The sequence below is a fragment of the Hydrogenophaga sp. genome, assembly GCF_018780385.1.
GTDB lineage: Bacteria > Pseudomonadota > Gammaproteobacteria > Burkholderiales > Burkholderiaceae_C > Hydrogenophaga.
In genome coordinates, this window is record NZ_JADMJO010000022.1 from 146315 (window position 1) to 173279 (window position 26965).

The 26965-nt window shown below is 67.0% G+C and carries 19 protein-coding genes; 11 read left to right on the forward strand and 8 right to left on the reverse strand.

All coding sequences use genetic code 11. The annotated features are described in order from the left end of the window. Nucleotides 1-4: 4 nt before the first annotated feature. The 5 genes from IV113_RS10225 to IV113_RS10245 all read left to right on the forward strand — a co-directional run bounded on the left by IV113_RS10225 (nucleotide 5) and on the right by IV113_RS10245 (nucleotide 6079). The gene (locus IV113_RS10225) at nucleotides 5-1660 is read left to right on the forward strand and encodes an AMP-binding protein (protein WP_291084023.1); all 1656 of its coding nucleotides are present in this window, start codon (nucleotides 5-7) and stop codon (nucleotides 1658-1660) included. An 11-nt stretch (nucleotides 1661-1671) separates the two neighbouring features. Beyond that, nucleotides 1672-2064, forward strand: coding sequence for a RidA family protein (locus IV113_RS10230; protein WP_291084026.1), 393 nt, complete (start codon nucleotides 1672-1674; stop codon nucleotides 2062-2064). Nucleotides 2065-2245: 181 nt separating this feature from the next. Next, nucleotides 2246-3523, forward strand: a complete 1278-nt coding sequence (locus IV113_RS10235; RefSeq protein WP_291084029.1) for a PQQ-dependent sugar dehydrogenase — start codon at nucleotides 2246-2248, stop codon at nucleotides 3521-3523. A 79-nt stretch (nucleotides 3524-3602) separates the two neighbouring features. Beyond that, the gene (locus IV113_RS10240) at nucleotides 3603-3920 is read left to right on the forward strand and encodes a cytochrome c (protein WP_291084032.1); all 318 of its coding nucleotides are present in this window, start codon (nucleotides 3603-3605) and stop codon (nucleotides 3918-3920) included. Between the two features lie 20 nt (nucleotides 3921-3940). Continuing rightward, nucleotides 3941-6079, forward strand: a complete 2139-nt coding sequence (locus tag IV113_RS10245) for a TonB-dependent receptor (RefSeq protein WP_291084035.1) — start codon at nucleotides 3941-3943, stop codon at nucleotides 6077-6079. A gap of 18 nt (nucleotides 6080-6097) precedes the next feature. Here IV113_RS10245 and IV113_RS10250 read toward each other — a convergent pair whose 3' ends face one another. Together IV113_RS10250 and IV113_RS10255 are read right to left on the reverse strand one after the other, a co-directional pair. Beyond that, complete coding sequence (locus tag IV113_RS10250; RefSeq protein ID WP_291084038.1) at nucleotides 6098-7303, reverse strand: ATP-binding protein; 1206 nt, start codon at nucleotides 7301-7303, stop codon at nucleotides 6098-6100. A 163-nt stretch (nucleotides 7304-7466) separates the two neighbouring features. Further along, nucleotides 7467-8045: a GAF domain-containing protein gene (locus IV113_RS10255; protein WP_291084041.1), complete on the reverse strand. Its 579-nt coding sequence runs from the start codon at nucleotides 8043-8045 to the stop codon at nucleotides 7467-7469. 199 nt (nucleotides 8046-8244) lie between these two features. On the opposite strand from IV113_RS10255, the gene IV113_RS10260 reads away from it, so the two are divergent. Then, nucleotides 8245-8439 (forward strand): hypothetical protein, encoded by a 195-nt coding sequence (locus tag IV113_RS10260; RefSeq protein WP_291084043.1) that lies wholly within the window; start codon nucleotides 8245-8247, stop codon nucleotides 8437-8439. A 19-nt stretch (nucleotides 8440-8458) separates the two neighbouring features. On the opposite strand, the gene IV113_RS10265 is transcribed toward IV113_RS10260, so the two are convergent. Beyond that, nucleotides 8459-9616, reverse strand: a complete 1158-nt coding sequence (locus tag IV113_RS10265; protein ID WP_291084045.1) for an ABC transporter substrate-binding protein — start codon at nucleotides 9614-9616, stop codon at nucleotides 8459-8461. 184 nt (nucleotides 9617-9800) lie between these two features. Here IV113_RS10265 and IV113_RS10270 point away from each other — a divergent pair, with 184 nt between their 5' ends. Both IV113_RS10270 and IV113_RS10275 read left to right on the forward strand, forming a co-directional pair. Further along, complete coding sequence (locus IV113_RS10270) at nucleotides 9801-10718, forward strand: toll/interleukin-1 receptor domain-containing protein (protein ID WP_291084047.1); 918 nt, start codon at nucleotides 9801-9803, stop codon at nucleotides 10716-10718. Further along, on the forward strand, nucleotides 10715-11833 hold the full coding sequence (locus IV113_RS10275) for an aspartyl protease family protein (protein ID WP_291084050.1): 1119 nt from the start codon (nucleotides 10715-10717) through the stop codon (nucleotides 11831-11833). Before IV113_RS10270 ends, IV113_RS10275 begins: the two co-directional genes overlap by 4 nt. A gap of 1 nt (nucleotide 11834) precedes the next feature. On the opposite strand, the gene IV113_RS10280 is transcribed toward IV113_RS10275, so the two are convergent. Both IV113_RS10280 and IV113_RS10285 read right to left on the reverse strand, forming a co-directional pair. Further along, nucleotides 11835-12596, reverse strand: coding sequence for a hypothetical protein (locus tag IV113_RS10280; protein WP_291084054.1), 762 nt, complete (start codon nucleotides 12594-12596; stop codon nucleotides 11835-11837). A gap of 103 nt (nucleotides 12597-12699) precedes the next feature. Further along, nucleotides 12700-14421 (reverse strand): AMP-binding protein, encoded by a 1722-nt coding sequence (locus IV113_RS10285; protein ID WP_291084057.1) that lies wholly within the window; start codon nucleotides 14419-14421, stop codon nucleotides 12700-12702. A gap of 145 nt (nucleotides 14422-14566) precedes the next feature. Here IV113_RS10285 and IV113_RS10290 point away from each other — a divergent pair, with 145 nt between their 5' ends. The 3 genes from IV113_RS10290 (at nucleotide 14567) to katG (ending at nucleotide 18671) form a co-directional block, all read left to right on the forward strand. Further along, on the forward strand, nucleotides 14567-15769 hold the full coding sequence (locus IV113_RS10290) for a helix-turn-helix domain-containing protein (protein ID WP_291084059.1): 1203 nt from the start codon (nucleotides 14567-14569) through the stop codon (nucleotides 15767-15769). Nucleotides 15770-15858: 89 nt separating this feature from the next. After that, a complete protein-coding gene (locus tag IV113_RS10295; RefSeq protein WP_363318600.1) occupies nucleotides 15859-16356 on the forward strand; it encodes a DUF1810 domain-containing protein in 498 nt (165 codons plus the stop codon). Between the two features lie 122 nt (nucleotides 16357-16478). After that, a complete protein-coding gene (katG, locus tag IV113_RS10300; RefSeq protein ID WP_291084062.1) occupies nucleotides 16479-18671 on the forward strand; it encodes a catalase/peroxidase HPI in 2193 nt (730 codons plus the stop codon). Nucleotides 18672-18729: 58 nt separating this feature from the next. Here katG and IV113_RS10305 read toward each other — a convergent pair whose 3' ends face one another. The 3 genes from IV113_RS10305 to IV113_RS10315 all read right to left on the reverse strand — a co-directional run bounded on the left by IV113_RS10305 (nucleotide 18730) and on the right by IV113_RS10315 (nucleotide 26933). Beyond that, a complete protein-coding gene (locus IV113_RS10305) occupies nucleotides 18730-19146 on the reverse strand; it encodes a hypothetical protein (protein WP_291084065.1) in 417 nt (138 codons plus the stop codon). Between the two features lie 222 nt (nucleotides 19147-19368). After that, on the reverse strand, nucleotides 19369-21072 hold the full coding sequence (locus IV113_RS10310; protein WP_291084068.1) for an AMP-binding protein: 1704 nt from the start codon (nucleotides 21070-21072) through the stop codon (nucleotides 19369-19371). Nucleotides 21073-21221: 149 nt separating this feature from the next. After that, complete coding sequence (locus tag IV113_RS10315; protein WP_291084071.1) at nucleotides 21222-26933, reverse strand: response regulator; 5712 nt, start codon at nucleotides 26931-26933, stop codon at nucleotides 21222-21224. Nucleotides 26934-26965 lie beyond the last annotated feature (32 nt).

Consider the following 26965-nt stretch of genomic DNA (forward strand, 5'->3'; position numbering starts at 1 on the left):
CACCATGTCCACACGCCTCGTTCCCAGCGCGCAAGCCGACCACTTCGTGCACGACCACCTGCCCCCGCCCGAGCAGTGGCCCGAGCTGCGCTTCGACCGGCCCGAGTTGCAACTGCCCGCACAGGTCAACGCGGTGCAAGCGCTGTTCGAGCGGGCCATCGCCGCCGGCCATGCCGACCGCCCGCTGTTCCGCAGCGACGAGCGCACGCTGAGCTACGCACAGGCGCAGACCGAAGTGAACCGCATCGCCAACGCGCTCACGGTGGAGCTGGGTCTGGTGCCGGGCAATCGCGTGCTGCTGCGCGGCGGCAACTCGGTGGCCATGGCGCTGGCCTGGCTGGCCACGGTGCAGGCCGGGCTGGTCGCGGTGGCCACCATGCCGTTGCTGCGCGCCAAAGAGCTCGGCGCCATCATCGCCAAGGCACAGCCCGTGCTGGCGCTGTGCGACGTCAAGCTGCAGGACGAGCTCAAGACCGCGCTCGCCGCCGACCCCACCACCGCCGGCATGACGCTGCTGGTGTTCAACACCGATGGCGCGGAAGTGCCGCATTCGCTTGAAGCCATGGCGGGGCGCCAGTGCGTGCACAGTACACCCTGCCCTACGGCCGCCACCGACATCGCCCTGCTCGCTTTCACCTCGGGCACGACCGGCACGCCCAAGGCGGCGGTGCACACCCACCGCGACGTGCTCGCCGCCTGCGAAACCTGGCCGCGCCACGTGCTGCGCGCCACACCCGACGACATCGTCATGGGCTCGCCACCGCTGGCCTTCACCTTTGGCCTCGGGGGATTGCTGGTGTTTCCGATGTGGGCCGGCGCCTCGGTGTACTTCCCGTCCATTCCGTACACGCCCGAGGCCATGGTGCAACTCATCGGCCGCGTGGGCGCCACCATCTGCTACACCGCGCCCACCTTCTACCGCCAGATGGCCGCGTTCGCGCAGCGGCACGGAATCGGCCAACTGCGCATCAGCGTGAGCGCGGGCGAAGGCCTGCCCGACGCCACGCGCCAGCTCTGGAAGGAAGCCACCGGGCTGGAGATGCTCGACGGCATTGGCGCCACCGAGATGTTCCACATCTTCATCTCCTCACCGCCCGAGTCGGTGCGCCGCGGCGCGATCGGCCAGGTGGTGCCGGGCTACGAAGCACGCGTGGTGAACGACGCCGGTGAGCCGCTGTCCGTCGGTGAAGTCGGCAAGCTCGCGGTGATCGGCCCCACCGGTTGCCGCTACCTGGGCGATGCGCGTCAGGCGCAGTACGTCAAGGACGGCTGGAACCATCCCGGCGACGCCTTCCGCATGGACGCCGATGGCTACTTCTTCTACCAGGCGCGCACCGACGACATGATCATCACCGCCGGCTACAACGTGGCCGGCCCCGAGGTGGAAGCCGCCCTGCTGGAGCATCCGGCCGTGGCCGAGTGTGGCGTGGTGGGCAAGCCCGATGACGAACGCGGCCAGGTCGTGCTGGCCTACGTGGTGCTCAAGCCCGGCGAAGCCGCCGACGCCACGCAGGTGAAAGCGCTGCAGGACCATGTGAAGCACAGCCTCGCACCCTACAAATACCCGCGCGAGGTGGTCTTTGTGCCCCAGTTGCCGCGCACCGAAACCGGCAAGCTGCAGCGCTTCGCGCTGCGCCAGCAAGCCACCCAGAAAGTTTGAGAACAACTCCCATGAAACACCTGCAACCACCCGGCTGGGCCACGCCCAAGGGCTACGCCAACGGCATCAGCGCGCGCGGCACCCATGTCTTCGTGGGCGGCCAGATCGGCTGGAACGCCAGCCAGACCTTCGAAAGCGACGACTTCATCCACCAGACCCGCCAGGCGCTGCTCAACATCCGCGACGTGCTGGCCTGTGCCGATGCCGGGCCGCAGCACATGGTGCGCATGACCTGGTACATCACCGACCGGGTGGAGTACAACGCCCGCCTGCGCGAACTCGGCGCCGCCTACCGGGAGGTGATGGGCAAACACTTCCCGGCCATGACCTGTGTGGAGGTCAGCGCGCTGGTTGAAGCGCAGGCGAAGGTGGAGATCGAAGTGACAGCGGTGGTGCCTGACTGAACCCGGACCCCATACCCTGAGGGGGTGGTGTACCCGCTCTAGCACGACCACCAGGCGTTTTGAGCGGCGCAACAGCCAATCCCACATCAAGCATGTGGCTTGCACGCAGCCCCGGTTTCCCTCCAGAATGATTTTCTCGAAAAGTGGTTTTCGAGACTTAAATCACACAGAGGAGACAAACATGACAAGCAAAAAGCTGCTGCTGGCGCTGATGGCCTGCGGCTTGGCCACGGGCGCACTGGCCCAGGCTGGCAAGGACAACCTGTCCACACTCAAGCAGATGAAGGTATCGGGCGTCGACCTGAACATTCCACCGGTTCCGCAGGAGGGCAAGAATGCCGATGCGATCCGCGCCAACCTCAAGGCCGTGAAGCTGCCCCCCGGCTTCAAGATCGACCTCTACGCCGTGGTGCCCGACGCGCGCCACATGGCGGTGGCCCCCTCCACCAACATGCTCTTCGTGGGCACGCGCAAGACACGCGTCTGGGCCGTGACCGATCGAAACGGTGACGGCGCGGCCGACGAGGTGAAGCCTTTCGCGCCGTCGCTCAACTTCAAGGTGCCCAACGGCGTGTGCTGGACCAAGGATGGTTTCCTCGTCGTGGTCGAGCACAACCGCGTGCTCAACTTCCCCGCCGCCGAGTTCTTCTACGAAGGCCCGGACGTGGCCGTGATCGAGGTGGTGCCTCAGGGCGGCCTGATCCCGGTGGAGGAAGAGTCGTTCAACCATGGCGCGCGCACCTGTCGCGTGGCCGACGACGGCACGCTCTACATCACCCTGGGCCAGCCGCACAACGTGCAGCCCGCGGGCAAGGTCGACCTGTACGACAAGATCGGCATCGGCGGTGTGGTGCGCATGAACGCCTTCGATGGCTCCAAGCGCGAGGTGTTTTCGCGCGGCATGCGCAACTCGGTCGGCATGGACATCAACCCCAAGGACAAGTCGGTGTGGTGGACCGACAACCAGACCGACGGCCTGGGTGACGACGTTCCACCGGGCGAGCTCAACCGCGCCACCAAGGTCGGGGAGCACTTCGGCTACCCCTACTGGAACGGCAAATTCAAGGTGGCCGGTTCGCCCGCCGCCACCGACCTGAAGGACATGAAGGAACCCGCCAACGCGGTCTTCCCGCAGGTGGAGTTCCCGGCCCACCAGGCCCAGCTCGGCATGACCTTCTACAACGGCAAGCAGTTCCCGGCCAAGTACCAGGGCGGCATCTTCGTGGCCGCGCACGGCTCGTGGAACCGCAGCCAGGCCACCGGCGCGCTGATCAACTTCATACCGCTCAACGCCAACGGCACCGCCGGCAAGGCCGAGGTGTTCGCCGAGGGCTGGCTGGATGGCAACGGCGTGTACAAGGGCCGCCCGGTGGATGTGGCGCCGATGAAGGATGGCTCGCTGCTGATCTCCGACGACTACGTCGGCGCGATCTACCGCGTCACCTACACGCCGAACTGATCGGGCACCCGCTCCCTGGCGCCAGTCGGCCCACGCGGGTCGCCTGGCGTCCCTTCACGTTTGAACGGATCTCCCTCCCATGCGAACTTCACTCCTCATGGCCGCTGCCGCACTGAGCGTCGGCGCCGCCCACGCAGCCGACCCCGTGGTGGGTCGCACCAAGGCCAACGCGGTCTGCGCGGTGTGTCACGGCCCCACCGGCATGTCCATGGTGCCCAACGCACCCCACCTGGCGGGTCAACCCGCCATCTACCTCGTCGAACAACTCAAGAACTACCGCAGTGGCAAACGCCCCCACGAAGTGATGGGCGTGATCGCCAAACCCCTGACCGACGCCGAGATCGAGGATCTCGCGGCCTGGTATTCGTCGCTGCAGATCAGCGTTCAGATTCCCTGACACCCAAGCCCATCCCCATCATGCAAGTGCGCTCTCTGGTTCTCTTTCCCCTGGCCGTGATGCCCGCCTGGCTGCACGCCCAGACCACCCCCCCACCGCCCGAAGCCGATGGCGGCGCCCTCGCACCCGTCGTCATCACCGGCAGCGGCTCGGCCGACCAGCGCTGGCGCGGCAGCGCCACGGTGGACGTGGTCGACGGCCGCGAACTGCGCGACGGCCAGTTGCAGATCAACTTGTCCGAGGGTCTGGCGCGCGTGCCGGGTCTGGTCATCCGCAACCGTGAAAACTACGCCCAGGACCTCCAGGTCTCCATCCGCGGCTATGGGGCGCGCAGCACCTTTGGTGTGCGCGGCGTGCGCCTGTTTGTCGACGGCATTCCCGCGAGCGCGCCCGACGGCTCGGGCCAGGCGGCCAACTTCCCACTGGGCAGTGCCGACCGCATCGAGGTGGTGCGTGGGCCTTTCTCTGCGCTCTACGGTGCGTCCAGTGGCGGTGCGATCCTGCTCTACACGGAAGACGGCGGCCGCCCGGGCGAGATCCGCGCCGGCGTGGCGGCCGGGGCCAACGGCCTGTGGCGCTTCTCGACCCAGGCCACCGGCCAGACCGGCACGGCCGAGGCACCGGGCTGGTCTTACACGCTGGACGTGGGCAAGTTCGCCACCGACGGCGCGCGACCGCAGTCGGCCGCGCACCGCAGCACGGCCAACGCCAAACTCTCACGCGCCCACGACGGTGGACGCACCACCCTGGTCTTCAACCGGCAGAGTGCATTCGCACTCGATCCGCAGGGCTTGAGCCGCACGCAGTTCGATGCCAACCCCGAGCAGACCGCACCCCAACCCATCCTGTTCAACACGCGCAAGTCGGTCTCGCAGACGCAGGCCGGTCTGGCCTGGGATCAGGCATTGGGCAACGGGCACAAGGTCGAACTCATGGGCTACGCCGGCCAGCGCCGGGTGATCCAGTTCCAGTCGATCCCGCCGGGCAACCAGAACCCCGTCACCAGTCCGGGCAACTCGGGCGGTGTGATCGACCTCGACCGCGACTACTGGGGCTTCAACGCGCGCTGGCGCCTGCAGCGCGAGTGGAACGGCGGCCAACTGGACCTGAGCGCCGGCCTGGCGGGAGATCGGCAGACCGACCTGCGTCGCGGCTACCAGAACTTCACCGGAGCGGCCGCGACACCAACCGCGCTGGGCGTGCTCGGAGCGCTGCGGCGCGACGAGACCAACCGCGCCACCACGCTCGATCCCTACGTGCGCGCTTCGTGGCAGAAAGAAGACTGGACGCTCGAAGGTGGGTTGCGCCGCGTCAACGCGCGCTACGTCTCCACCGACACCTTTCTGTCCAACGGTGACCAGAGCGGCGGGGTGAAGTTCGACGGCTACCTGCCGGTGGTGGGGGTGCGCTGGCAGCTTGCGCCCCAACTGCAAGCCTTCGCCTCCGTGGGACGGGGCCTGGAAACCCCCACCCTCAACGAGGCCGCGTACCGCAGCGATGGCGGTGCCGGCCTCAACACGGCGCTCAATGCGTCACGCAGCACCAGCGCCGAGGTCGGCCTGCGCGGACGCAACGCAGCGGGCCTGTGGAACGCCACGCTGTTCGACATCCGCACCCGCGACGAGATCGTCTCGGCCGGCACGATCGATGGGCGCGCGACCTTCGCCAACGGCGGCAGCACGAAACGCCAGGGACTGGAACTGTCGGCCGAGTACGGCATGGGCAGTGTCACGCTGAGCAGTGCCTACACCTACCTGCGCGCGCGCTACGGCAGCGGCACAGCCAGCATTCCCGCCGGCAACCGCATGCCGGGTCTGCCCGAACACCAGCTCTTCGCACAGCTGGCGTGGGCCCCGGCCCTGGTCTCGGGCATCGGTGGGGTCTTCACGCTGGAGGCCCGGCACACCGGGAGCGTGTTTGCCAACGACGCCAACAACCGCGTCACCGCGCTGGCGGAAAAGCACACCTTGCTGGGCGTTGGCGCCCGCTTCGAACAAACCACCGGCGCCTGGACCTGGCGCGAGTTCGTGCGCATCGACAACCTCACCGACAAAAAGCACGTGGGCTCGGTGATCGTCAACGATGGCAACAACCGCTTCTTCGAGCCCGGCCTGGGCCGCTCGCTCTCGGCCGGCGTGGAACTCACGCGGCGCTTCTGATCGACGGCCGCGCGGCCCTCAGGGGGGCAGCCGGCCGAACTCGCTTTCGGGATCGATCACCTGCCCCGGCAGGCTGATGGCGAAGGTGCAACCGGCGCTGGACGCCGCCTCGCACCAGATGCGCCCGCCATGACGCTCGACGATGCGCTGCGTGAGCGCCAGGCCAGTGCCGATACCTTCATAGTCCATCGAGTGGTGTTGCCGCTGAAACAAGGCAAACAGGTTGGGCGCGTGCTCCAGGTCGAAGCCCACGCCGTTGTCCCGCACGAACACCACACGTTCACCGGTGCTGTCGGTCCACTGGCCCACTTCAATGCGGGCCGCAGCGCGGGTGCGCGTGAAGTTCACCGCGTTCTCCAGCAGGTTGCGCAGCACCTCGGCCAGCAGGATCGCGTCACCACGCACTTGCGGCAGATCGTCGTCGATCACCCACTCGATCGAACGCGCCGGGTGTTCGGCCTGCAGGTGCCGCACCACACCGTGCACCAGCGGACTCAAAGGCACTTGCTGGCGCGCCAGCGACACACGCCCCATGCGCGCGTACTCCAGCAAGCCTTCGATCATCAAGCCCATGCGCTTGCTCGCCTTGGCGATCGAGGCCTGGTACTGCAGCAGCTGGCTGTCACCGCCGGGGCCCAAGCGCTCCTGCGCCAGCGTCACGAAGCTGGAGATGTGGCGCAGCGGCGCGCGCAGGTCGTGCGAGACGCTGTGCGAGAACACGTCGATGTCCTTGTTCGCCGCCACCAGCTGGTTGGTGCGCCGGGTCACGCGCTGCTCCAGGTCCCGCCTGAGTTGAGCCACATGGTGTTCGGCCTCGCTGCGCGCGGTGGCATCCATCACCACCGCGCTGGCGCACAGAAAGTGCCCGTCGGCATCGAGCACCGGGTCGATGCCGACCTCGGCCCTGAACACCTTGTCGCCCGGGCCAGGGATGTCCAGCTCCAGCGGCGCCCCCAGGCCACCACGCGTGAGCATGGCCAGGTAAGCACCCAGCAGGGCGCGGGAGTGCGCATCGGTGAGACCCACCAGGCTCAGGAAGTCGGTGGCCTGCGTGGGTCGGCCTTCCCTGAAACCGCGCGCGTCCATGCCCAGCCAATCGATCAGCGTGCGGTTGATGTGGACCACGCGCAGCTCCGCGTCGATGGACACGAGCCCGCAGGGCACCCGGTCGTACAGGGCGCAGGCGCTGGTGGAGAGTTGGGGGGTGGCTGACGTGTTGTCCATGGCGTCTCGTTCGGGAGGGGACACAGGGAGGGCGATCAGCGGCCGCGCCAGCCAACCACGCGGGGTCTGCGGTTGCGGTTCTGAATTTCAGTATCGGCCAAAAGCCGACGCGGTGGTGCGACTTTTTGTCAGGTCCCGGTGGTGTGCTCCGGCCTGCCGACACTCACCTGGGCTTGAGATCCCACGCCGGGATCTCTCGCGGCGCGCTCCTGACGTTGCGCCCCTCCAGCCGCATGGCGGTGAGCCTGGCCGTCATCTCCAGGGTCTTCAGGTCGTCTGGATTCGGGTTGTCCTGCGGACTGAACGAGAAGCAGCACAGGGTGCCGTAAATCTCGCCGCTCTTGAGCACGATCGGCGTGCTGATGTGGGTGCCGATCGAAAACGGCAACTGTTCCAGCAGGGCATTGGCCAGAGGGTCGGCTCGGGCATCGGCCATGTAGCGCGGCAAGCGCCCGTCGACCACGCGCTGGCACCAGCTCTCCTCGAGCAGATCCGACCCGCCAACGGAAATGGTCGGGCGCGCCTTGTCGTTTGCCACCTGGCGGAACACACGCCGCCCGTCCACAAACTCTGAACAGAAAACCACGTCCATGTTCATGCGGTCGCGCAGTGTCTTCAGCACATCCGTGATGGCCTGGTCCAGCATCTCGTCGGATTGATCGGCGGTGGCAACCATCAATTCAGAGACGGTCACGTGCAGGTCTGTGGGCTCATAACCCAGGTCGTGTAGGTGAAATTTCATGGTTTCGATTCTCTCGCCCAGCGCGGACTGACCGCGTTTGGAGGGTATTTCGAGATGTGTTCAATGGTGACCGCCACCGCAGGGACCCACCCCAATCTGTGCTTGGGGAGCCACCCCTGATGTTCCATTAGCAATTCTGATGAATCACGCGCTTCACAACCAAACACCTAAAATACGGGTTAACCCTTAGAGAGTTCCCATGTTGAAGTTTTTCCAGACCTTTTTCCAGACGCCCCGTTTCCAGGTCGGCGTTCGTGTCAACCGCCTGCACCAGGGCAGCCTGGACCGCACCGATGGCCGCGTCGTGGCCCAGACCGCTGAAGGCGTGCTCGTCGAGTGGCCGCGCAACGGCTCTGGCTGGGAGCACCCGAACGCCCTCTGCCAGCAGGGCTGATCCGGGGCCGCTGAGCCCTTCAGGTTCGCACGCGTCCGTCGCCCGTGAGCATGGACAGCTCCGCGTAGCGCGAAGCCACGTGGTTGGTGGGGCTGAGCGACACCGAATAACCACCGATGGAGGTGGTGCCGATCGATTCCAGCCCGTTGATGAGGCCATCGCGCGTAACGCGTGAGCCCGCGCGGCGCAGTCCTTCGGTGAAGAGTTTGGCGGCCAGGAAGCCTTCCATGCTGGAGAAGTTGGCCTGCACCTTGTTGCCGCCCTTGCCGATGGCCTCCTGAAACTCGCGCGCGATCGGCTTGGACGCCGCGTAGGGCGTGGGCATGACCTGCGACACCACCACGCCCGCGCCGTCCTTGCCCAGTTCGTCGGCCAGTGCCTGCGTACCCACAAACGACACGTTGTAGAACGTGCCCCCGTAACCCGCCGCCTTGGCCGCGCGAATGTAAGCGGCGCACGACTTGTAGGCGCTGATCTGCACCACCGCGTCGGGCTTGGCCGCGTTGATCTTCTCCACCGCCTGTGCCACGTCGACCGAATTGCGCTCCACCGTGGCCGTGGCCACCGGCTCAAGATTGCGTGATTTCAGGGCCAGCACCGTGCCATCGAGGCCGGCCTTGCCGTAAGCATCGTTCTGATGGAACACCGCGATCTTCTTCAGGCCCAGGTTGGTGAGCTGGCGCACGATGAGCTCGGTCTCGTCGTTGTACGAGGCGCGCAAGTGGAACGCGAGCCGGTTGAACGGCTGGCGCAGGCCCATGGCGCCGGTAAACGGCGCGAAGAATGGCACCTCGGCCTTGAAAGCCAGCGGCAGCGCGGCCACGCTGGTGGGCGTGCCGATGTAGCCGAACAGCGCGAACACATCGGCCGCGATCAGCTTGTTGGTGTTCTCCACGCAGCGGTCCGGCTCGTAGCCGTCGTCCAGCTGCAGGATCTCCACGCGCTGCTGATTCACCCCACCCTGGCCATTGAGTTGATCGAAGAACAGCTTGGCACCCGCATGAAACTGGATGCCCAGCTGCGCGGCGGCGCCGGTGAAGGCGGCCGACTGGCCCAGCACGATGCGGTTGCCCGACTGGGCGTGCAAGCTGGGCACGCCGAGAACAGCGGCGCCGGCAACGAGCCCGCTGAACGTGCGACGGGACATTCCAGAGACGGCATTGGGGCGGTTCTTCATGGGTGGGGGCTTCCAGGGGGCATTGCGGGAATTCGGCTCTCTTGATGCTACCCACCCCCGTACCCTACTGGAGGGCACTTGGTCCACCCAGTCAACCGCTCATCGGGACATGCGGCGCCGGTCAAGGGTTGACACACCCCGGTGGCGCGCCGACAGTGGCGCCACGATCGGAGGGAGCACGACGATGCGCGTTTTCATCAGCCACGCCTGGGAGGACAAGCCGCTGGCTCTGGCCCTGGCCCAACTGCCCGACTTCATCGACGCCTGGGTCGATGTGCGGGAGTTGCTCGGCGGCGAGAAACTCGATCCGACCATCATCACGGCCATCGAGGACAGCCATGTGTTCATCGTGCTGATCAGCCGCATCTCGCTGGCCAAGGCCTGGGTGGCGCAGGAGGTGAACTGGGCCATGGAGCGCGAGGCGCAGAAGGACCGCGTGTTCGTGCTGCCCGTGGTCATCGAAGCGGGCATCGATCTGGCGGCCAGTGCACCCCCGTTCCAGCAGTTTGCGCAGCGGCTCTTCATCGACGCCAGCGACCGCAGCGACAGCGGCACCGACAAGGCCCGCACGGCGATCGCACAGACGCTGTTTCACTGGGCCAGCGACTGGCTCGACCGCATGGAGCCCAAGGGCGACAGCAACCGCCGCTTCGTCGACACGCTGGAGCGCGACCTGGTGGAGTTCCAGACGCGCCTGTATGCGGTGAAGGCCGCACTGGCCTGGCCGCTGGCCACGCTGGTGAAGGACGACGCGGTGGCGCATCTGGTGCAGGTGAAGGATGCCTACAACGTGTTCACCGAACAGTTCATCCCGCACCTCGTGGGCCTGGACGCCGAGATACGCTGGCGTTTCGGCGGGGCAGCGCAAAAAGGATTCGCCCGACTCATGACCTTCATCCGCAACGAGGTCTACCACGGCGCGGCGTTTGCGCTCAACGACGTGATCGAGTCGATCAACGCTTTCGACACCGTGCTGAGCCAGGACGCATCCGCGCTGGCCACGGCCGATGCCCGGCGGGAAACCCGCGTGACCGCGCTGGAGCCGGTGATGGCCGAGCTGGTGGAGCGCACCGCCGATTACGTGGACACCTTGCGGCCATGAACGGCTGGCTTCAGCGCGGCGCACCCTGGTTGCTGGCGGGCGCGTTGCTGCTGGCGTGGGCCCAGGTCCGCGCAGAGCGCGTTCCCCTGCAGCGCCTGAGCCTGGGCGATGTGGGTGGGTGGATCGAAGTGGTGGTGCAGGTGCAAGGCCGGCCGGGGCGCTGGATCATCGACACCGGCAGCACCCGCCACATCGTCTCGCGCTCCTTTGCCGAGCGGCACGCGCTGGCCATTGGCGCCAGCGTGCGGGTCGAGACGGCCGGGGGTGCGGTGAATGGCACCGAAGTGAGCTTGCCCGCGCTGCACATCGGCGCCTGGCGCCAGGCGGGCCAGAGCGCCGTGCGCATCGACGATCTTGGCGGTGTACTGGGTCCCGCGGGCGAGGGCATCGAGGGCATTCTGGGCCTGCCGCTGCTGCGGGGCCACACGCTGGATCTGGACCTGAGGGACTGGACGCTGGCCTTGGGTTCCAGCACCACGGACACCACCACCCCGTGCCCCGAAGGCACGCAGGCACTCGATCTCGGTGTGTACCGCGGCCTGCCGGTGATCACCGTTCGCGTCAACGACGCCGCCGCCGAATCCCTGCTGCTGGACACCGGCAACCCGGCGGCGGTGGTGCGCATCGAAGCCACGCCGGCTCGCGCCGCGGCGCCCGGCCTGGCGCTGGCGGCCAGCGTGAGCGTGGGTGCATTGCAGCGCACCCAGGTACCGGTGGTGCGGCTGAACGCGCCCGCACTGCACCGCGCGCTGGCACCCGACCTTCAGGGACTGGCCGGCACCGCGCTGCTCGATGGCACGCGCTGGTGGATCGACCTGGACCGGCGGCGCGCCTGCGTCGAGCCCCGGCGCCTCGCGGTACCGGGAGGCTTCGGCCTGTCGCTCACCCAACGGGGCGAGGGGGTGGTCCTCGAGACCGTTCTGCCGGGAAGCCCCGCCGCACTCGCCGGCCTGCGCGAAGGCGACGTGGTGCAACACTGGGTGACCGGCCCACCAAGCGGTGCGCTGCGCGCGCTGTGGGCACGCGTGCAGGGACGCGACGATATCGAGGTGCAGGCCGGATCGCAGGCGCGGGTGGTGCTGCGCCGCTCGCACTTTCTGCCGGCCCTGCCCTGACTCAGCAGGTCACGTTGCCCGGGTTGGGCTGGCGCTTGAGCGTCACGAGCACGCCCCCGGCGTTGAGCAGGCGCAAGGTGGCACCGTCGACATACTCGACCTGGGTGAAAAACTTCTGCGCGGCGTTCAGCGGGTTCACCAGCTCCGGAATCAACGGGCGGCTCAGTGAGGCCACGACAAAGCCGCGCATCTCACCCTCGAAGTTGACCTTGGCGGCGGGGACGGTCACGTCGCAGCCGGTCACGTTTTCGGTGTTGGCACCGGTGAAGTTGTCCACCGACGACGGTTCGTTGAACTTCAGGGTGAGCGTACCGCTTTCGCTGATCCACAGGCCCGCCTGCATCTGCACGTCGACCCGGCTGTTGGTGTAGCTGCGCGCGGGTTGTGCGCCCAGGGCCACGGTGTCGAGCTTGCGCAGGTCGGTGAAGCTGCCCTGGATGCAGTTGGGCGCGTTCGCTGGCGCCGCCGGGCGCAGCACCACGGCGCCGTTCTCCAGGGTCCCCACCACATCCACCGGGTTGCCCGGCGTGGCGCCGCACACCCCATCGTCGGAGTCGACGGTGGCCGTGATGTCGAGCTTGGACGCAAAAACCTGGACCAACGGCGACGGCGAGGTGAACTGGATGGTGGTGGTGAAACCGGCGTTGCTCCAGGCGCCACCCAGCGGTGTGACGATCTGCAGCACCGCCAGCAACTCGCCCCCACCGCAAGCCGCCAGACTGGCAGCCACCGCAAGGCCCAAGGCAGGGATTTTTCGTTTCATGGCCAACCTCCTTTTCAACAGGGGAGGCGCAAATTCTGATCCTCCGCACCGCCTTTGAGAAGTGGGCGCGCCGGTCCGTTCTGCCCGCTTGGGGGAAGGAGCCTCAATCGTCCTGGCGCAGATCCGGAAAATCGCTCTCCAGGTGCTCGCCAGCGCCGCGCGCGCCGCTCGCCTGCCGCCCCACTTCTTGCGCACGCAGTTGCACACGGCGGATCTTGCCCGAGATGGTCTTGGGCAACTCATTCACGAACTCGATGCGGCGCACGCGCTTGTACGGCGCGAGTTGCTGGCGCGCAAATGCAAAGATCGCTTCGGCCAGCTCGGCTCCCGCCACGGCGCCCGGCGCGAGGATCAGGTAGGCCTTGGGCACCGCCGTGCGCACCGGGTCCGGGCACGGCACCACCGCCACTTCCACCACCGCTTCGTGCTCGATGAGTGCGCTCTCCAGCTCGAACGGGCTGATGCGGTAGCCCGAGGCCTTGAACACGTCGTCGGCGCGCCCCACGAAGGTGAGGTAGCCATCGGCATCGCGCGCGGCGGTGTCACCCGTGTGGTAGTGGCCATCCCGCATCACCTCGGCGTTCTTCTCCGGGCTGTCGAGGTAGCCCACCATCAGCCCCAGCGGGCGTTCGCTCAGGTCGATGCAGACCTCGCCCTCATCGGCTTCGTGCCCGTCGGCGTCGAGCAAGCGGATCTTGTAGCCCGGCAGCGGCAGACCCATGGAGCCGGGTTTGAGGGGCAGGCCCGGCGCATTGCCCACTTGCGCGGTGGTCTCCGTCTGGCCGTAGCCGTCGCGCAGCGTCAGCCCCCAGGCCTTGCGGATCTGCTCGATGATTTCCGGGTTCAGCGGTTCGCCAGCGCCGATCACCTCGCGCAGCGCCAGCCGGCCTTGCCAGGCGGCCAGGTCTTCCTGAATCAGCATGCGCCACACCGTGGGCGGTGCACACAGGCTGGTGACGCGGCAGCGCTCCAGCACGGCCAGCAGACCCTGCGAACTGAAGCGCGGCGTGTTGTAGATGAAGACGCAGGCGCCCGCGTTCCACGGTGCGTAGAAACAGCTCCAGGCGTGCTTGGCCCAGCCCGGTGAAGAGATGTTCAGGTGCATATCGCCCGCCTTGAGGCCGAGCCAGTACATGGTGGAGAGGTGTCCCACCGGGTAGCTCTGGTGGGTGTGCAACACCAGCTTGGGCTGCGAGGTGGTGCCCGAGGTGAAATACAGCAGCATGGGGTCGGTGGCCAGGGTCGTGCCCTGCGGGTCAAACGCAGTCGGTGCATCGTTCGACGCGGCGAAATCCACCCAGCCCGGCTGCGGCGCGCCCACACAGATGCGCGAAAAGCTGCCCGTGATCGATTCAAACTTGGGCACCTGCACCGCACCCACCACCACATGCTTCACATCGCCACGAGCTATCCGGTCTTGCAGGTCGTCGGGCGTGAGCAGTGCCGTGGCCGGGATCAGCACCGCGCCGAGCTTGATGGCCGCCAGCATGGTCTCCCACAGCGCGCTTTCATTGCCCAGCACCATGAGCACACGCTCACCGCGCTGCACACCCTGCGCACGCAGGAAATTGGCCACCTGGTTGGAGCGCTGCGCGAGTTGCGCAAACGACAACCGCTCTTCGGCGCCGTCGGCATCAACGATCCACAGCGCGGTGGCGTCATTGCCGTTCGCCATGGCGTCGAAATGGTCCAGCGCCCAGTTGAATGCGGTGAGCACCGGCCAGCGAAACTGCGCACTCGCCGCGGCGGGGTCGCCGCGCAGGGCGAGCAACTGGTCGCGCGCCTGCAAAAAGGCCTGGGAGGATGGGCTGGGCGTGTGGTTCATGTTTCCTCGATCGTGTTGGGGTGCTGCTGTGCGGCGGCTTGTTCGGTGGGTTGATCGTAGACGCGCGCCCTGCGCGACAGCCGCTCAGTACTTTCCCTAGCGCGGGTTTGTGCCACGGCAGTACACAGTCGCTCGGACACCCCCCATGCAAAACCCACCCACCCTCCGCTCCTCGCCACCCCGCACGGCAGGCCTGTTCTTCGCCACGCCCGAGCAGCGTGTGGCGTTGGCGCGCGAGATGTTCTTTGACGAGGGCCAACGCCCCACGGGGCTGGTACCCGAGCTGGTGATCCAGTCGTGGATGCGCTGCACGGTGGCCAACCGCCGGCCCTCCGAGCCGATCAACCTCGAGCCGGTGACCAAGGCGCGCATCGCCAGCGCGCTGGCGCGCAACCGCCTGCTGTTGCAGGCCGCCAGTCACGACCTGCAACAACTCGATGCCGCCCTGGCCGGAACGCCGTGCAAAGCCTTGCTCACCGGACCCGACGGGGTGCTGATCCAGGTCACGCCCACCGCGCGCGCCGAAGGCGGCCTGATGCCGCAGGCGGCGCGCGTTGGCGTCAATCTCAATGAAAACCACATCGGCACCACCGCGCCCAGCGTGGTGGCACGTACCGGTGAAGCCTGCGTGGTGCGCGGCGCCGAGCACTTCTTTACCGACGTCTCGGTCATGCAGTGCGCCGCCGCGCCGATCCGCAACGCACGCGGCGATCTGGCCGGTGTGCTGGACCTTTCCATCGAGGGCGAGGCCTTCCGCTTCGATGCCGCCGCCATGGTACGGCTGTATGCCACCGCCATCGAAAACCGTTTGTTCGAGGCGCAATCGGCCGCGTTGGTGCTGCTGCGTTTCCAGTCGAGCCCGGCGCTGCTGCACACACCGCTGGAAGGCCTGGCCGCCGTGGATGGGCAAGGCCGCGTGGCCTGGCTCAACCAGACCGGGGCCAGCCTGCTCGGCACCGAGCGTGTGCCCGCACAACCCACCGACGCCGAGGCGCTGCTCGGGCTCGGGCTTGAAGACCTGCTCTCGCTCGCCCACCAGGGCCGGCCGCAGCCGCGCCAATGCCCCAATGGCCTGACGCTGTGGATCCAGGCCCGGCTCGATGCGCCAAGGGCCCCCGCCCCCGGCATCGAGACGCCACCCCTGCCCCCCGCCGACGTGCCCGACGCCGCGCCACCCGACGACCCCGCCGTGCCGACCCTGCACCACGCCAACCGAGCGCTGATCGAAAGCACATTGGCCGCCTGTGGCGGCAATGTGTCGCGGGCGGCACGCCAGCTCGGTGTTTCACGCGGGCTGCTCTACCGGCGCCTGGGTGAATGGCGCAGCGACGACCACCCCACCGGCTGACCGGCGGGCGGTTCATCCCCCACCTGTGGTGGGCGATGACACCACAGCGTGATAGTTTTGGCCCTTCGCTTCAGCGCAGCCCCGCCACCATGAATCTTCAACGCTTCCTCGATGCCCAGAACCCTGTCTACGACCAGGTGCTGGAAGAACTCAAAGCCGGCCAGAAGCAGGGCCACTGGATCTGGTTCGTCTTTCCCCAGCACCGCGGTCTGGGCAGCAGCCACCGCGCCCAGTTCTATGGCATCGAATGCCTTGACGAGGCCCGGGCCTTTCAGAAACACCCGGTGCTCGGCCCGCGCCTGCACGAATGCACCACCGCCGTGCTGCGCCACACCCGGAAATCGGCCAGCCAGATCCTGGGTGCGCCCGACGACCTGAAGTTCTACTCCTGCATGACGCTGTTCAGTGAAGCCGCTCCCGAGGAACTGGTGTTTCGCCTCGCGCTGCAAGCGTTCTTCAACGGCTCCAAGGACCCGGAAACCTTGCGTCTCTGCGGACTCACGTCACGCAGATCCCCGGCCACACGAGTCGCTTCGACCGGCCCACAACACGACCTGTCTTCGGGATCGCTGTTGCACATGCGCTGAGGCGCCACCGGCCAGCGCCCCGCAGCGCCACTATGGCTTTCATTGCCAAAATTGCGTTGATCGTTTGGGGAGGCACACACTAAAGTTGACAAGGTCATCCACAGCCCACAAAGGAGATCACCTTGTCCAACGAACCCAAATGCCCCTTCTCGGGCGGCGCCCCCAAGAATGCCGTGGCCGGCACCTCCTCCAACGCCAACTGGTGGCCCAACCAGCTCAACGTCAAGCTGCTCAACCAGCACTCTCCGCTCACCGACCCCATGGGCGAAGATTTCAACTATGCCGAGGCATTCAAGAGCCTCGACCTGGATGCCGTGATCAAGGACCTGCACGCCCTGATGACCGACTCCCAGGACTGGTGGCCCGCTGACTACGGCCACTACGGACCTTTCTTCATCCGCATGGCCTGGCACAGCGCCGGCACCTACCGCATCGCCGATGGCCGCGGTGGCGCGGGCTCCGGCACGCAGCGGTTTGCGCCACTCAACAGCTGGCCCGACAACGGCAACCTCGACAAGGCGCGCCGCCTGTTGTGGCCGATCAAACAGAAGTACGGTAACAAGCTCTCGTGGGCCGATCTGATGATCCTCACTGGCAACGTGGCGCTGGATTCGATGGGCTTCAAGACCTTCGGTTTCGCCGGCGGCCGCGCCGACGTATGGGAGCCGGAAGAGATCTACTGGGGTCCCGAATCCGAATGGATGGGCGACCAGCGCTACACCGGCGACCGCGAACTCGAGAACCCGCTGGGCGCCGTGCAGATGGGCCTGATCTACGTGAACCCGGAAGGCCCCAACGGCAACCCGGACCCACTCGGCTCTGCCCGCGACGTCCGCGAAACCTTTGCCCGCATGGCCATGAACGACGAAGAGACCGTGGCGCTCACCGCCGGCGGCCACACCTTCGGCAAATCCCATGGCGCGGCCAACCCGGGCCAGTACGTGGGTGCCGAGCCCGAAGGCGCGGGCATCGAAGAGCAAGGTCTGGGCTGGAAGAATGCCTTTGGCAGTGGCAAGGGCGCACACGCCATCACCAGCGGCATCGAGGGACCATGGACGCCCACCCCCACGCAGTGGGACCACAGCTATTTCGAAACCTTGTTCGGCAACGAATGGGTGCTCAACAAGAGCCCGGCCGGCGCACACCAGTGGAACCCCAAAAATTCCGATGCGGCGACGGCGCCCGATGCGCACGACCCGAGCAAACGCCAGGTCCCGACCATGACGACGGCCGACATGGGCATGCGCATGGACCCGACGTATGAAAAGATCTCGCGCCGGTTCATGGCCAATCCGCAGGAGTTCCATGACGCGTTCGCCCGCGCCTGGTTCAAGCTCACGCACCGCGACATGGGACCGCTGTCCCGTTACCTCGGTCCGCTCGTGCCGAAAGAAGAGCTGATCTGGCAAGACCCGGTGCCCGCCGTTGACCATCCCCTGGTCAACGAGCAGGACGTGGCGTCCCTCAAGGCGCAGCTGCTGTCATCCGGCCTGTCGATCTCCCAACTGGTCACCACGGCCTGGGCTTCGGCCTCCACCTTCCGCGGCTCCGACAAGCGCGGTGGGGCCAACGGTGCGCGCATCCGCCTGGCGCCTCAGAAAGACTGGGAAGTCAACCAGCCGGCTCAACTGGCTCAGGTGCTGGCGAAGCTTGAAGCGGTGCAGAAAACCTTCAACAGCGCGCAGTCGGGCGGCAAGAAGATTTCACTGGCCGACCTGATCGTGCTGGGCGGCTGCGCAGCGGTCGAGGCTGCGGCGAAGAAAGCCGGCCATGAGGTGACGGTGCCTTTTGCGCCGGGTCGCACCGATGCCACGCAGGCCCAGACCGATGCGGCGTCGTTCGCTCCACTGGAGCCGATCACCGACGGCTTCCGCAACCACGCGCGCAAGGGATTCGAGAGCTCCTCGGCCGAGCGCCTGCTGGACAAGGCCAACCTGCTCACGCTGACCGCGCCCGAGATGACGGTCTTGATCGGTGGCCTGCGCGTGCTCAACACCAACGTGGGGCAGACCCCGCACGGTGTCTTCACCCAGCGGCCCGAAACCCTGACGAACGACTTCTTCGTGAACCTGCTCGACATGGGCACGACATGGCAGAAGTCCACCACCGCCCCCGGCGTGCTGGAAGGCCGCGACCGGGTGAGTGGCGCTGCCAAGGGCACCGGCACCGTGGTGGATCTCGTCTTCGGCTCCAACTCCCAGTTGCGTGCCCTGGCCGAGGTCTACGCCAGCAGCGACGCGCAACCGAAGTTCGTGCGCGATTTCGTGGCGGCCTGGAACAAGGTGATGAACCTGGATCGTTTCGATCTGGCGTGATCGCACCAGGCAGAAAAAACAAAGGGGCCGAAAGGCCCCTTTGTTTTGATCAAAGCGATCAGCGTGTTCCGCCAGGCAAGACCTGCAGCAGGATGTCCGACCAGATCACCCGCTGGTCCGTCTCGCTGAGCGGCTTCGCGCCCTGGCTTCCCAGAAACCACCCGATGTGCTCGTCGAAGCGCCGGTGGTTCTTGTCGTTCGGGCTGTAGATGTAGAGCGGCCATTCGCGCTCGACTTCACAGCCGGTGACGAGGGTGACATTGCGGTGCGGGAGGATGTCCAGCGGCTGCAGATGCACCAGTGCCAGTTCTCTCACCAGGTGGTCGTGCTCGATCACAAGACGGGTGCAGGCCAGGCCGGTGAGGCCGCCTGTGTGCGCAGCCGGGGGCGTGGGCTGCTGCGCCACCGACAGGATGCGCCCCGCCACCACGCGCACCGGAAACTCACCGTGTGAGGTCTGGGCCAGCCGGATCATGGGCGCGGTGCCGGGCCGGTGAACACGGAACGGGCGCGGGTGGCCGGAGGCGGTCTGGAGTTCAAGGACATGGGGTGCTCGTGTGGCTTGCGTTGTTGTTGTTCGCTTCTGTTACTCAAGGTAACCGAAGCCCCCCATTTGAGGGACGCTTTGGGTAATGGATCACACAACTCCCTGCCCGGACCCCGACCGCACCAGTCGAAAGTCGCTACCGCGAGGCGCTCAAGCCATGGCGATCTCCTGCAGCCCCAGCTTCTCCACCATGGCCTTGCGCAGCAGGAACTTCTGGATCTTGCCGGTGATGGTCATCGGAAAGGCGTCGACGAATTCGATGTAGCGCGGCACCTTGTAGTGCGCGATCTGCCCCTGCGCAAAGGCCTGCAGCTCCTCGGCGGTGGCGCTCTGCCCGGCCTTGAGCACCACGCAGGCGCACAGCACCTCGCCATAGCGCACATCGGGCACGCCGACCACCTGCACGTCCTGCACCTTGGGGTGGTGGTAATAGAACTCCTCGATCTCGCGCGGATACACGTTCTCGCCGCCGCGGATCACCATGTCCTTCAGGCGCCCGACGATGTTCACGTAGCCTTCATCGTCCATGGTGGCGAGGTCGCCGGTGTGCATCCAGCCCTCCGCGTCGATCGCTTCCTGCGTCTTGTCGCGGTCGGCCCAGTAGCCCTGCATCACCGAATAACCGCGCGTGCAGAGTTCGCCCACCACACCGCGCGCCACGCGCTGGCCTTCGGTGTCCACAATCTGCACCTCCAGGTGCGGCTGCACACGCCCCACGGTGGACACGCGGCGCTCGACCGGATCGTCCACCGCGCTCTGGGTGGACACGGGCGAGGTCTCGGTCATGCCGTAGGCGATGGTCACCTCGCGCATGTTCATGGAGGAGGCCACGCGCTTCATCACCTCGATCGGGCACGGTGAGCCAGCCATGATGCCGGTGCGCAGGCTGCCGAGATCGGTCGCGGCGAACTGAGGGTGGTCGAGCACGGCGATGAACATGGTGGGCACACCATAGACCGAGGTGCAGCGCTCGGCCTGCACCGCCTGCAACACGGCCGCCGGATCAAACGCTTCCGACGGGTAGACCATGGTGCAGCCGTGGGTGAGGCAGGCCAGGTTGCCCATGACCATGCCGAAGCAGTGGTACAGCGGCACAGGGATGCACAGCCGGTCCTCGGGGGTGAGGCGGATCGCCTCGCCCACGAAGAAGCCGTTGTTGAGGATGTTGCGGTGGGTGAGCGTGGCGCCCTTGGGGAAGCCGGTGGTGCCCGAGGTAAACTGGATGTTGATCGGGTCGGTGGCCAAGAGCGTGGGCCCGATGCTGGCCAACTGGCTCACGTGTTCGGGGCCGGCCCGCACCGGCACGTCGTTGAAGTTGAGCATGCCCGGCGTGTGCCCGTCGCCCAGTCGCACCACCCAGCGCAGGTGGGGCAGTTGCTCGGCCACCAGCGCACCGGGCGAGCTGCTGTCGATCTCGGGCGCCAGACTGCGCAGGATGTCGATGTAGTTGCTGGTCTTGAGTGCGGGCGCCATCACCAGCGCGGTGCAGGCCACCTTGTTGAGCGCGTAGGCCAGCTCGCTGGCACGGTAGGCCGGGTTGATGTTGACCAGGATCAGGCCGGCGCGCGCGGTGGCGAACTGCATCAGCGTCCATTCGGCGCAGTTGGGCGCCCAGATGCCCACGCGGTCGCCGGGTTGCAGGCCGAGCGCCAGCAGGCCGGCGGCCAGCGCGTCGGTGCGGCGCAGCAGTTCGCTCCAGGTCCAGCGCACGCCCTGGTGCGGGACCACCAGGGCCTCACGCTCGCCGAAGCGCTCGGCGGTTTGCGCCAGTGTCTGGCCGATGGTGAGCTCCAGCAGGGCGGGTGTGGTGGCGCCCCGGGCGTAAGCCGGCTCTGGCGTGGGTACGGCGGGCATGGGTGTCTCCTGGTGGTGGCGCGCGGCAGCGTGCATGCGCAGGATCATCACCCGCCCCGACGATGCCCACACGCCCGGGCTTTCCCTGACGGCGGCTTGTTCCGTTTCGCCACAACCCGCGCAGCCCATGGCCACACGGGCGTCCCCCCTCACACGGTGCTGGCCTGCCCGATGAGTTCGGCCGCGGCTTCGAATTCCAGCGCATCCAGCAACCGCTCCATGCGTTGCGCCACGTCCGCGCCGAGCCGCTGGGCCAGCGCGGCCTGGTGTTCGGCAAAGAACGACAGCGCGTCCAGGTCCTGGCCCAGCAGCATCAAGCGAAACGCGGCCAGTGCCTCGTCACCCAGCGGCACGACATCGTGCAGGGCGAGCGGGGTCACCACGGCCAGGGCGCACAGCGCCTGTGTGGCGTCTTCCAGTTCGGCCATGGCCGCGCGCAACGGCGGCCACAGCAACACCACCGAACTCTCGGGGGCCTTCGCGCGCAAGAGGTCTTCCAGCCCGCGCGCCACGGTGTAGACCCGCCGCGCCTCCACCAGACCCGCGATGCCCTTGAGCTTGTGCATGCGTGAAGCCAGCGCGGCGCGCTTGGCTTCGTCCAGACCGGCGGGCGGTGGCTCGTGCCGCAGCGGGCTGAACTCATCGACCATGCGACGCAAGGCGCTCAGGAACAGCGCCTGGTCACCCCCCATGCGCTCCAGCGCGGCGCGGTGATCGATGCAGGTCACCGCGTCCCAGGCCCCATCGGCGGGCGCCACGGGCGCCGGCCCGGTTGCTGGAAGCACTGGATCGTCCAGCACCACCAGCGACGTGCCGCGCGCACGTTCGATGTGCTCGCGCAGCACGCCCTGCAGATGCTGGGGGTCGAGCTGTTTGTTGAGGTAATCGTTCATGCCCGCGGCCATCGCCTGGTCGCGGTCTTCGGTCTGCGTGCCGGCGCTCAAGGCAATCACGGGCAGGTGCGCCAACGCCAGTTCCTCACGGATGCGCCGGGTGGTTTGCAGTCCGTCCATCTCGGGCATCTGCACATCCATCAACACGGCGTCGAAACGCCGGGGCCAGCGCCTCAGGTGCCCCAGCGCCTGTTCGCCCGAGGTGGCACAAGTGGCTTGTGCTCCCAGTTGCTCCAGCTGGTGGCGCGTCACGGACAGCTGGATGTCGCTGTCGTCCACCACCAGGATGTGCAGGTCGCGCAGGGCATGGCGGTTGGCCGGCGGCCGGGTCGACATGGTTTGCCCGTCGTGCGACTCGGGCAGCGGTACGCGCAACGCCGCGAGCAGCGCCACCAGACCGTCCAGGCTGAAATCGATCAGCGGTTTCAGGGACTCATCCACCTGGGTGGCCGCACGTGCGGCCGCCAACGCCTTCTCGGCCCTGAAGCTGTGCTCCACCAGGGGTGTGATACCCAGTGTGCCAGCCAGCCCCTTGAGGGTGTGGGCCACGCGCGCGCCAGACTTGAAATCACCGGCAGCCAGACGGGCCTGCAGCTCGATGATCTGCCGGGCATGGTCGTCGATGAAGCGCTCCAGAAAGCGGGTGTAGGCCTTGGCACTGCCGCCCAGTCGGTTGAGCGCTGCCTGGAGCTCGACACCCTGCATGTCGGCCAGTGCCTGGGCTGCAGCGGGCACGTCGCACGCTGTGGTGGCGGGCCCCTCGCCAGACGGCGCCGGTGCAAGCGTCGCGTGATCGGGGGCGTGCGGCATGTGCTGTCGAATGGTCCGCAGCAACTGGGCCAGGTCAAACGGTTTGCCCACGTGGTCGTTCATGCCCGCCTCCAGGCAGGCTTCCCGGTCGCTGGCCATGGCGTTGGCGGTCATGGCGATCACGGGCAATGCGCTCAGCCCGAGTTCTCCGCGTATGCAGCGCGTGGCGGTGTAGCCGTCCATCACGGGCATCTGCACGTCCATGAGCACCAGCTCGTACGCGTCGCTGTCAGCCGCCAGCATGTCGACCGCGATCTGGCCGTTGCCCGCCACCGTGATGCGTGCGCCTTCACCGGCCAGCAGCTCGCAGGCCACTTGCTGGTTGGTCTCGTTGTCCTCCACCAGCAGGATGCGCATGCCCTCGAGCACCCCGAGGCGTTGCGCGCGGGCGGCGGGCGCCAGCACGCCGTCCCGCTCATCGCGGGCCGCCTTCACCGCGTCGACCAGCATGGAGCCGGTCACGGGTTTGATCAGGTAACCGTCGAGCAGGCTCTTTTCGGTGAGGTCCTTGCTCTCCAGCAATTCGCGACCGTGGGCGGTGACCATGATCAGCAGGTCCAGGGCCTCGCTGAGCGGCGGCGATTTGAGCTGGCGCGCCGATTCCCAACCGTCCAGACCCGGCATGTGCCAGTCCATGAACACGGCATCAAAACGCCGCCCGTCGCGGCGGGCCTGCGCCAGGCATTCGATGGCGGCTTCGCCACTGGACACCACCTCCACGCGCCACCCGTTGGCGTGCGCCATGACGGCGAGCGTGTCGCGGGCGATGTCGTTGTCGTCCACGATCAGCACATCCAGCGCCGGCGCGCCGGGTGCGAGGTCGCGGTCGTCCTGCAACTGTGCGGGCACCTCCAGCGCAACGGAGAACCGGAACACCGTGCCGCGACCGAGCTCGCTGTCCAGCACCAGTTCGCCGCCCATCAGGGCCACGAGGCGCTGGCAGATCACCAGCCCGAGGCCAGTGCCACCAAACCGGCGCGTGGTGGTGGCTTCGGCCTGGGTGAAGCCCTCGAAGATGCGGGCCTGGTTCTCTGGTGCAATGCCGATGCCGGTGTCGCGCACGGCCACGTCCAGCATCACCTGGTCGGTGCTGGTGCGCCGCGCTCGCAGCGAGATCACCACCTCGCCGAAATTGGTGAACTTGATCGCGTTGCCCGCCAGGTTCACCAGGATCTGGCGCAGGCGCAAGGCATCGCCCATCAGCACCGGCGGCACGGTGGGGTCGATGTCGAACAACACTTCGATTTTCTTCTCACCCACGCTGGCCGAGAGCACTGTTGCCAGTTCGCGGAACAGGCGATCGACCTCGAAGGGATGGGGATCCAGCGTGAGCTTGCCGGCCTCGACCTTGGAGAAATCCAGGATGTCGTTGAGCAAACCGAGCAGCGAGCGCGCCGCGTTCTCGGTCTTGCTGGTGTAGTCGAGCTGTCGCGACGTGAGCTCCGTGCGCTGCAGCAGCGACAGCATGCCCAGGATGGCGTTCATCGGTGTGCGGATTTCATGGCTCATGTTGGCCAGGAACTGGCTCTTGGAGCGAGAGGCCGCCTCGGCCACCTCCGCCGCCTGGATGACCTGGGTGATGTCGAAGCGGAAACTCACCACGTGCCCGTCGGGCATGGCGCGCTCGACCACGCGCAGCGTTCGGCCATCGGGGATGCGGCGTTCCCAGTCACCGCCCTGACGGTGGTCTCGCACCCGCTGCGCGACCCACTCCTCGTTGCGCCCACGCGCTGCCGGTGGCTCGTGCAGGGCCAGGCTCGCGCGCACGATGGTTTCAAACTTCATGCCCGGCTTGAGCAGGTCGTTGATCTCGGCGTAGAGCTCTCGGTAGCGGTCGTTGCAGAACACCAGCTCGTCGTCGGCGTCGAAGATCACCACGCCGGCGCCCGTGACTTCCAGTGCGCTGGACATGAGCTCGTTGGAGCGGCGGGCCTGCGCCTCCGCTTCGCGGCGTGCGGTGATGTCGACGTAGGTGGTCACGAAGCCGCCTTTGTCCATCTGGCCTCGGCGCAGCTCGATCACTTCCCCGCCCGGCATGGTGCGCTCGAACTGCTGCTTGCGACCGGCGGTCTCCGCCGCGTGGATGAGGTCGCGCACCTGCTGGTCCACATCCCCGGGTCCGTAATCGCCCCGCTCGGCACTGAAGCGCACCATGTCCTCGAACCGGCTCACACCGGGCTGGCGCAGGTGGGCAGGCAGGCCAAAGAGGCGGCCGAATTCGGTGTTGGCCACCAGCAGGCGGCCGTCGGCGTCGATCACGCTGAGCGCGCACGGCAGGCTTTCGATCACGCTGGTGAGCACCTCATTGCTGCGCTCCATCGCCTCCGACAACTGTTTGGCCGCGGTGATGTCCTGCATCGCGCCGACCAGGCCACGGGCTACGCCATCACGCACATCCAGCTCGCCCAACGCGCGCACCCAGATGGCACGGCCCCGGGCCGTGACCAGCGGCAACTCAAGATCGAATGCCTCGCCGGTTTCGAAACCTTTTCTGAACGCGGCCTCAATGAGGGGACGGGCCTCGGGCGCAAAGTACGACAAGGCCTCCTTCGACGTCGGCAGGTGTCCCGGCTCCCGGTCGTGGATGCGGCAGGTCTGATCGGTCCATCGGATCTGCCGTGTCCCGATGTCCATGGCCCAGCCACCGATGCCGCCGATACGCCCGGTGCGGTCCAGGAAGGCCTGGCTCGACAGCAGCGCCTCCGCGTTCTGGCGGCGCTCGGTGACGTCGTTCTGAATCCCCATGAATCCCATGAATTCACCGGCTTCGGATTTCAGCGGCTGAATTTCCAGTTCAATCCAGTATTCCTGCCCGCTCTTGCTGCGGTTGAGCAGTTCCCCATGAAACGGCAGGCGCGCGTCCAGGGTCTCCCTCAAGCGCGCCAGCTCACGCAGGTCCGTCCCTTCGAACTGCACGAACTCGCCGGCACGGCGTCCCATCACCTCACCCATGCTGTAGCCGGTGATGCGCTCGAAGCCGTCGTTGACCCAGGTGATGCGGCGCTGGGTGTCGGTGATCACGACCGCGTTGGACGTGCGTTGCGCCACCACCGCCAACCGCTCGAGGTTGATCGTCATCGAGCGTGCCAGCGCCTCGGCTTTCAGACGTGCACGCACCGACTGGGTGGACATCCAGGCCAGCGCCAGGGTGAGCAGAATGCCCACGCCCAGCACCACAAAAGCGGGCAACTGCGTGATCGACTGTTCGAAGGCGTGTGTGCTGCTGGTGTGCAAGGTGAAGCTCTGCCCGTACACCTGAAAGCGCAGTTGCTGGTTGTACTCGGCGGGCGGCGCGAGCCGGCCCTCGTTGGTGCGGGTGATGCCGTGCCCGCCGTCGATGGCGTGAAAACCGGCAACCCAGTTGTCCCGTGCAGGCTCCTCGTGTCCCGCGTACAGCTGGAACGTGACCAGGTCTTGGGTGACAGCGGTGACACCGACCAGCACATCGCGGGCAATCAGCGGCGCATACAGCACACCAACCAGCTGGGCTTCCCGGTCTTCTTTGGTGGACGGGAACAGGCCACCGACGTAAACCGGCAAAAACATCAGGAAACCCGGCGAGGTCTGGCCATTGCGCACCAGGGGCACGGCGGGGCTGAGCGTGGTCTCGCCACTGGCAATGGCGCTCTCGATAGCAACCCGGGCACGAGGACCGCTGCCCAGGTCAATTCCCATGATGCCCGGGTTGAGCTCTTCAGGCTCGACGTAACGGATGACGTAGAGCGTGTCGCGGTCCTTCTCGCTGAACTGCTGCAGCTCCAACCCCGGGGCGTCGCCCGTGCGCACACGATTGAGGTAGGCGGGCAGTTCCGCGCGCCGCACGCGGTCCACCAGACCGAAGCCCCGGTTGCCAGGGAACTCGCCCTGCAGATCCATTGAATCGACGAATGCCTTGAACTCGCGGCGGTCCACCTGCGCGCTGGCTGCAAAGGCCCCACGTGCGCCCTTGAGCCCGTAGACCGAAGCCGACAGGCGCTGTGTGACCTCCGTGGTGATCAGCTCGCTCTTGCGGGCGAACTCCGTCTGGGCATCGGCCTGCACCCGGCGCGCCAGGGACCAGGCTCCCAGGGCGCTGGCCACCAGGCCCAGGCACACGATCGCCACGGTCAGGCTGAAGCTGGTGAGCATCCGCTGGCGAGGAGGCAGGTCTGAGTTCATGGGTGCAGTCTCTGATGGGGCAGGACGCTCAA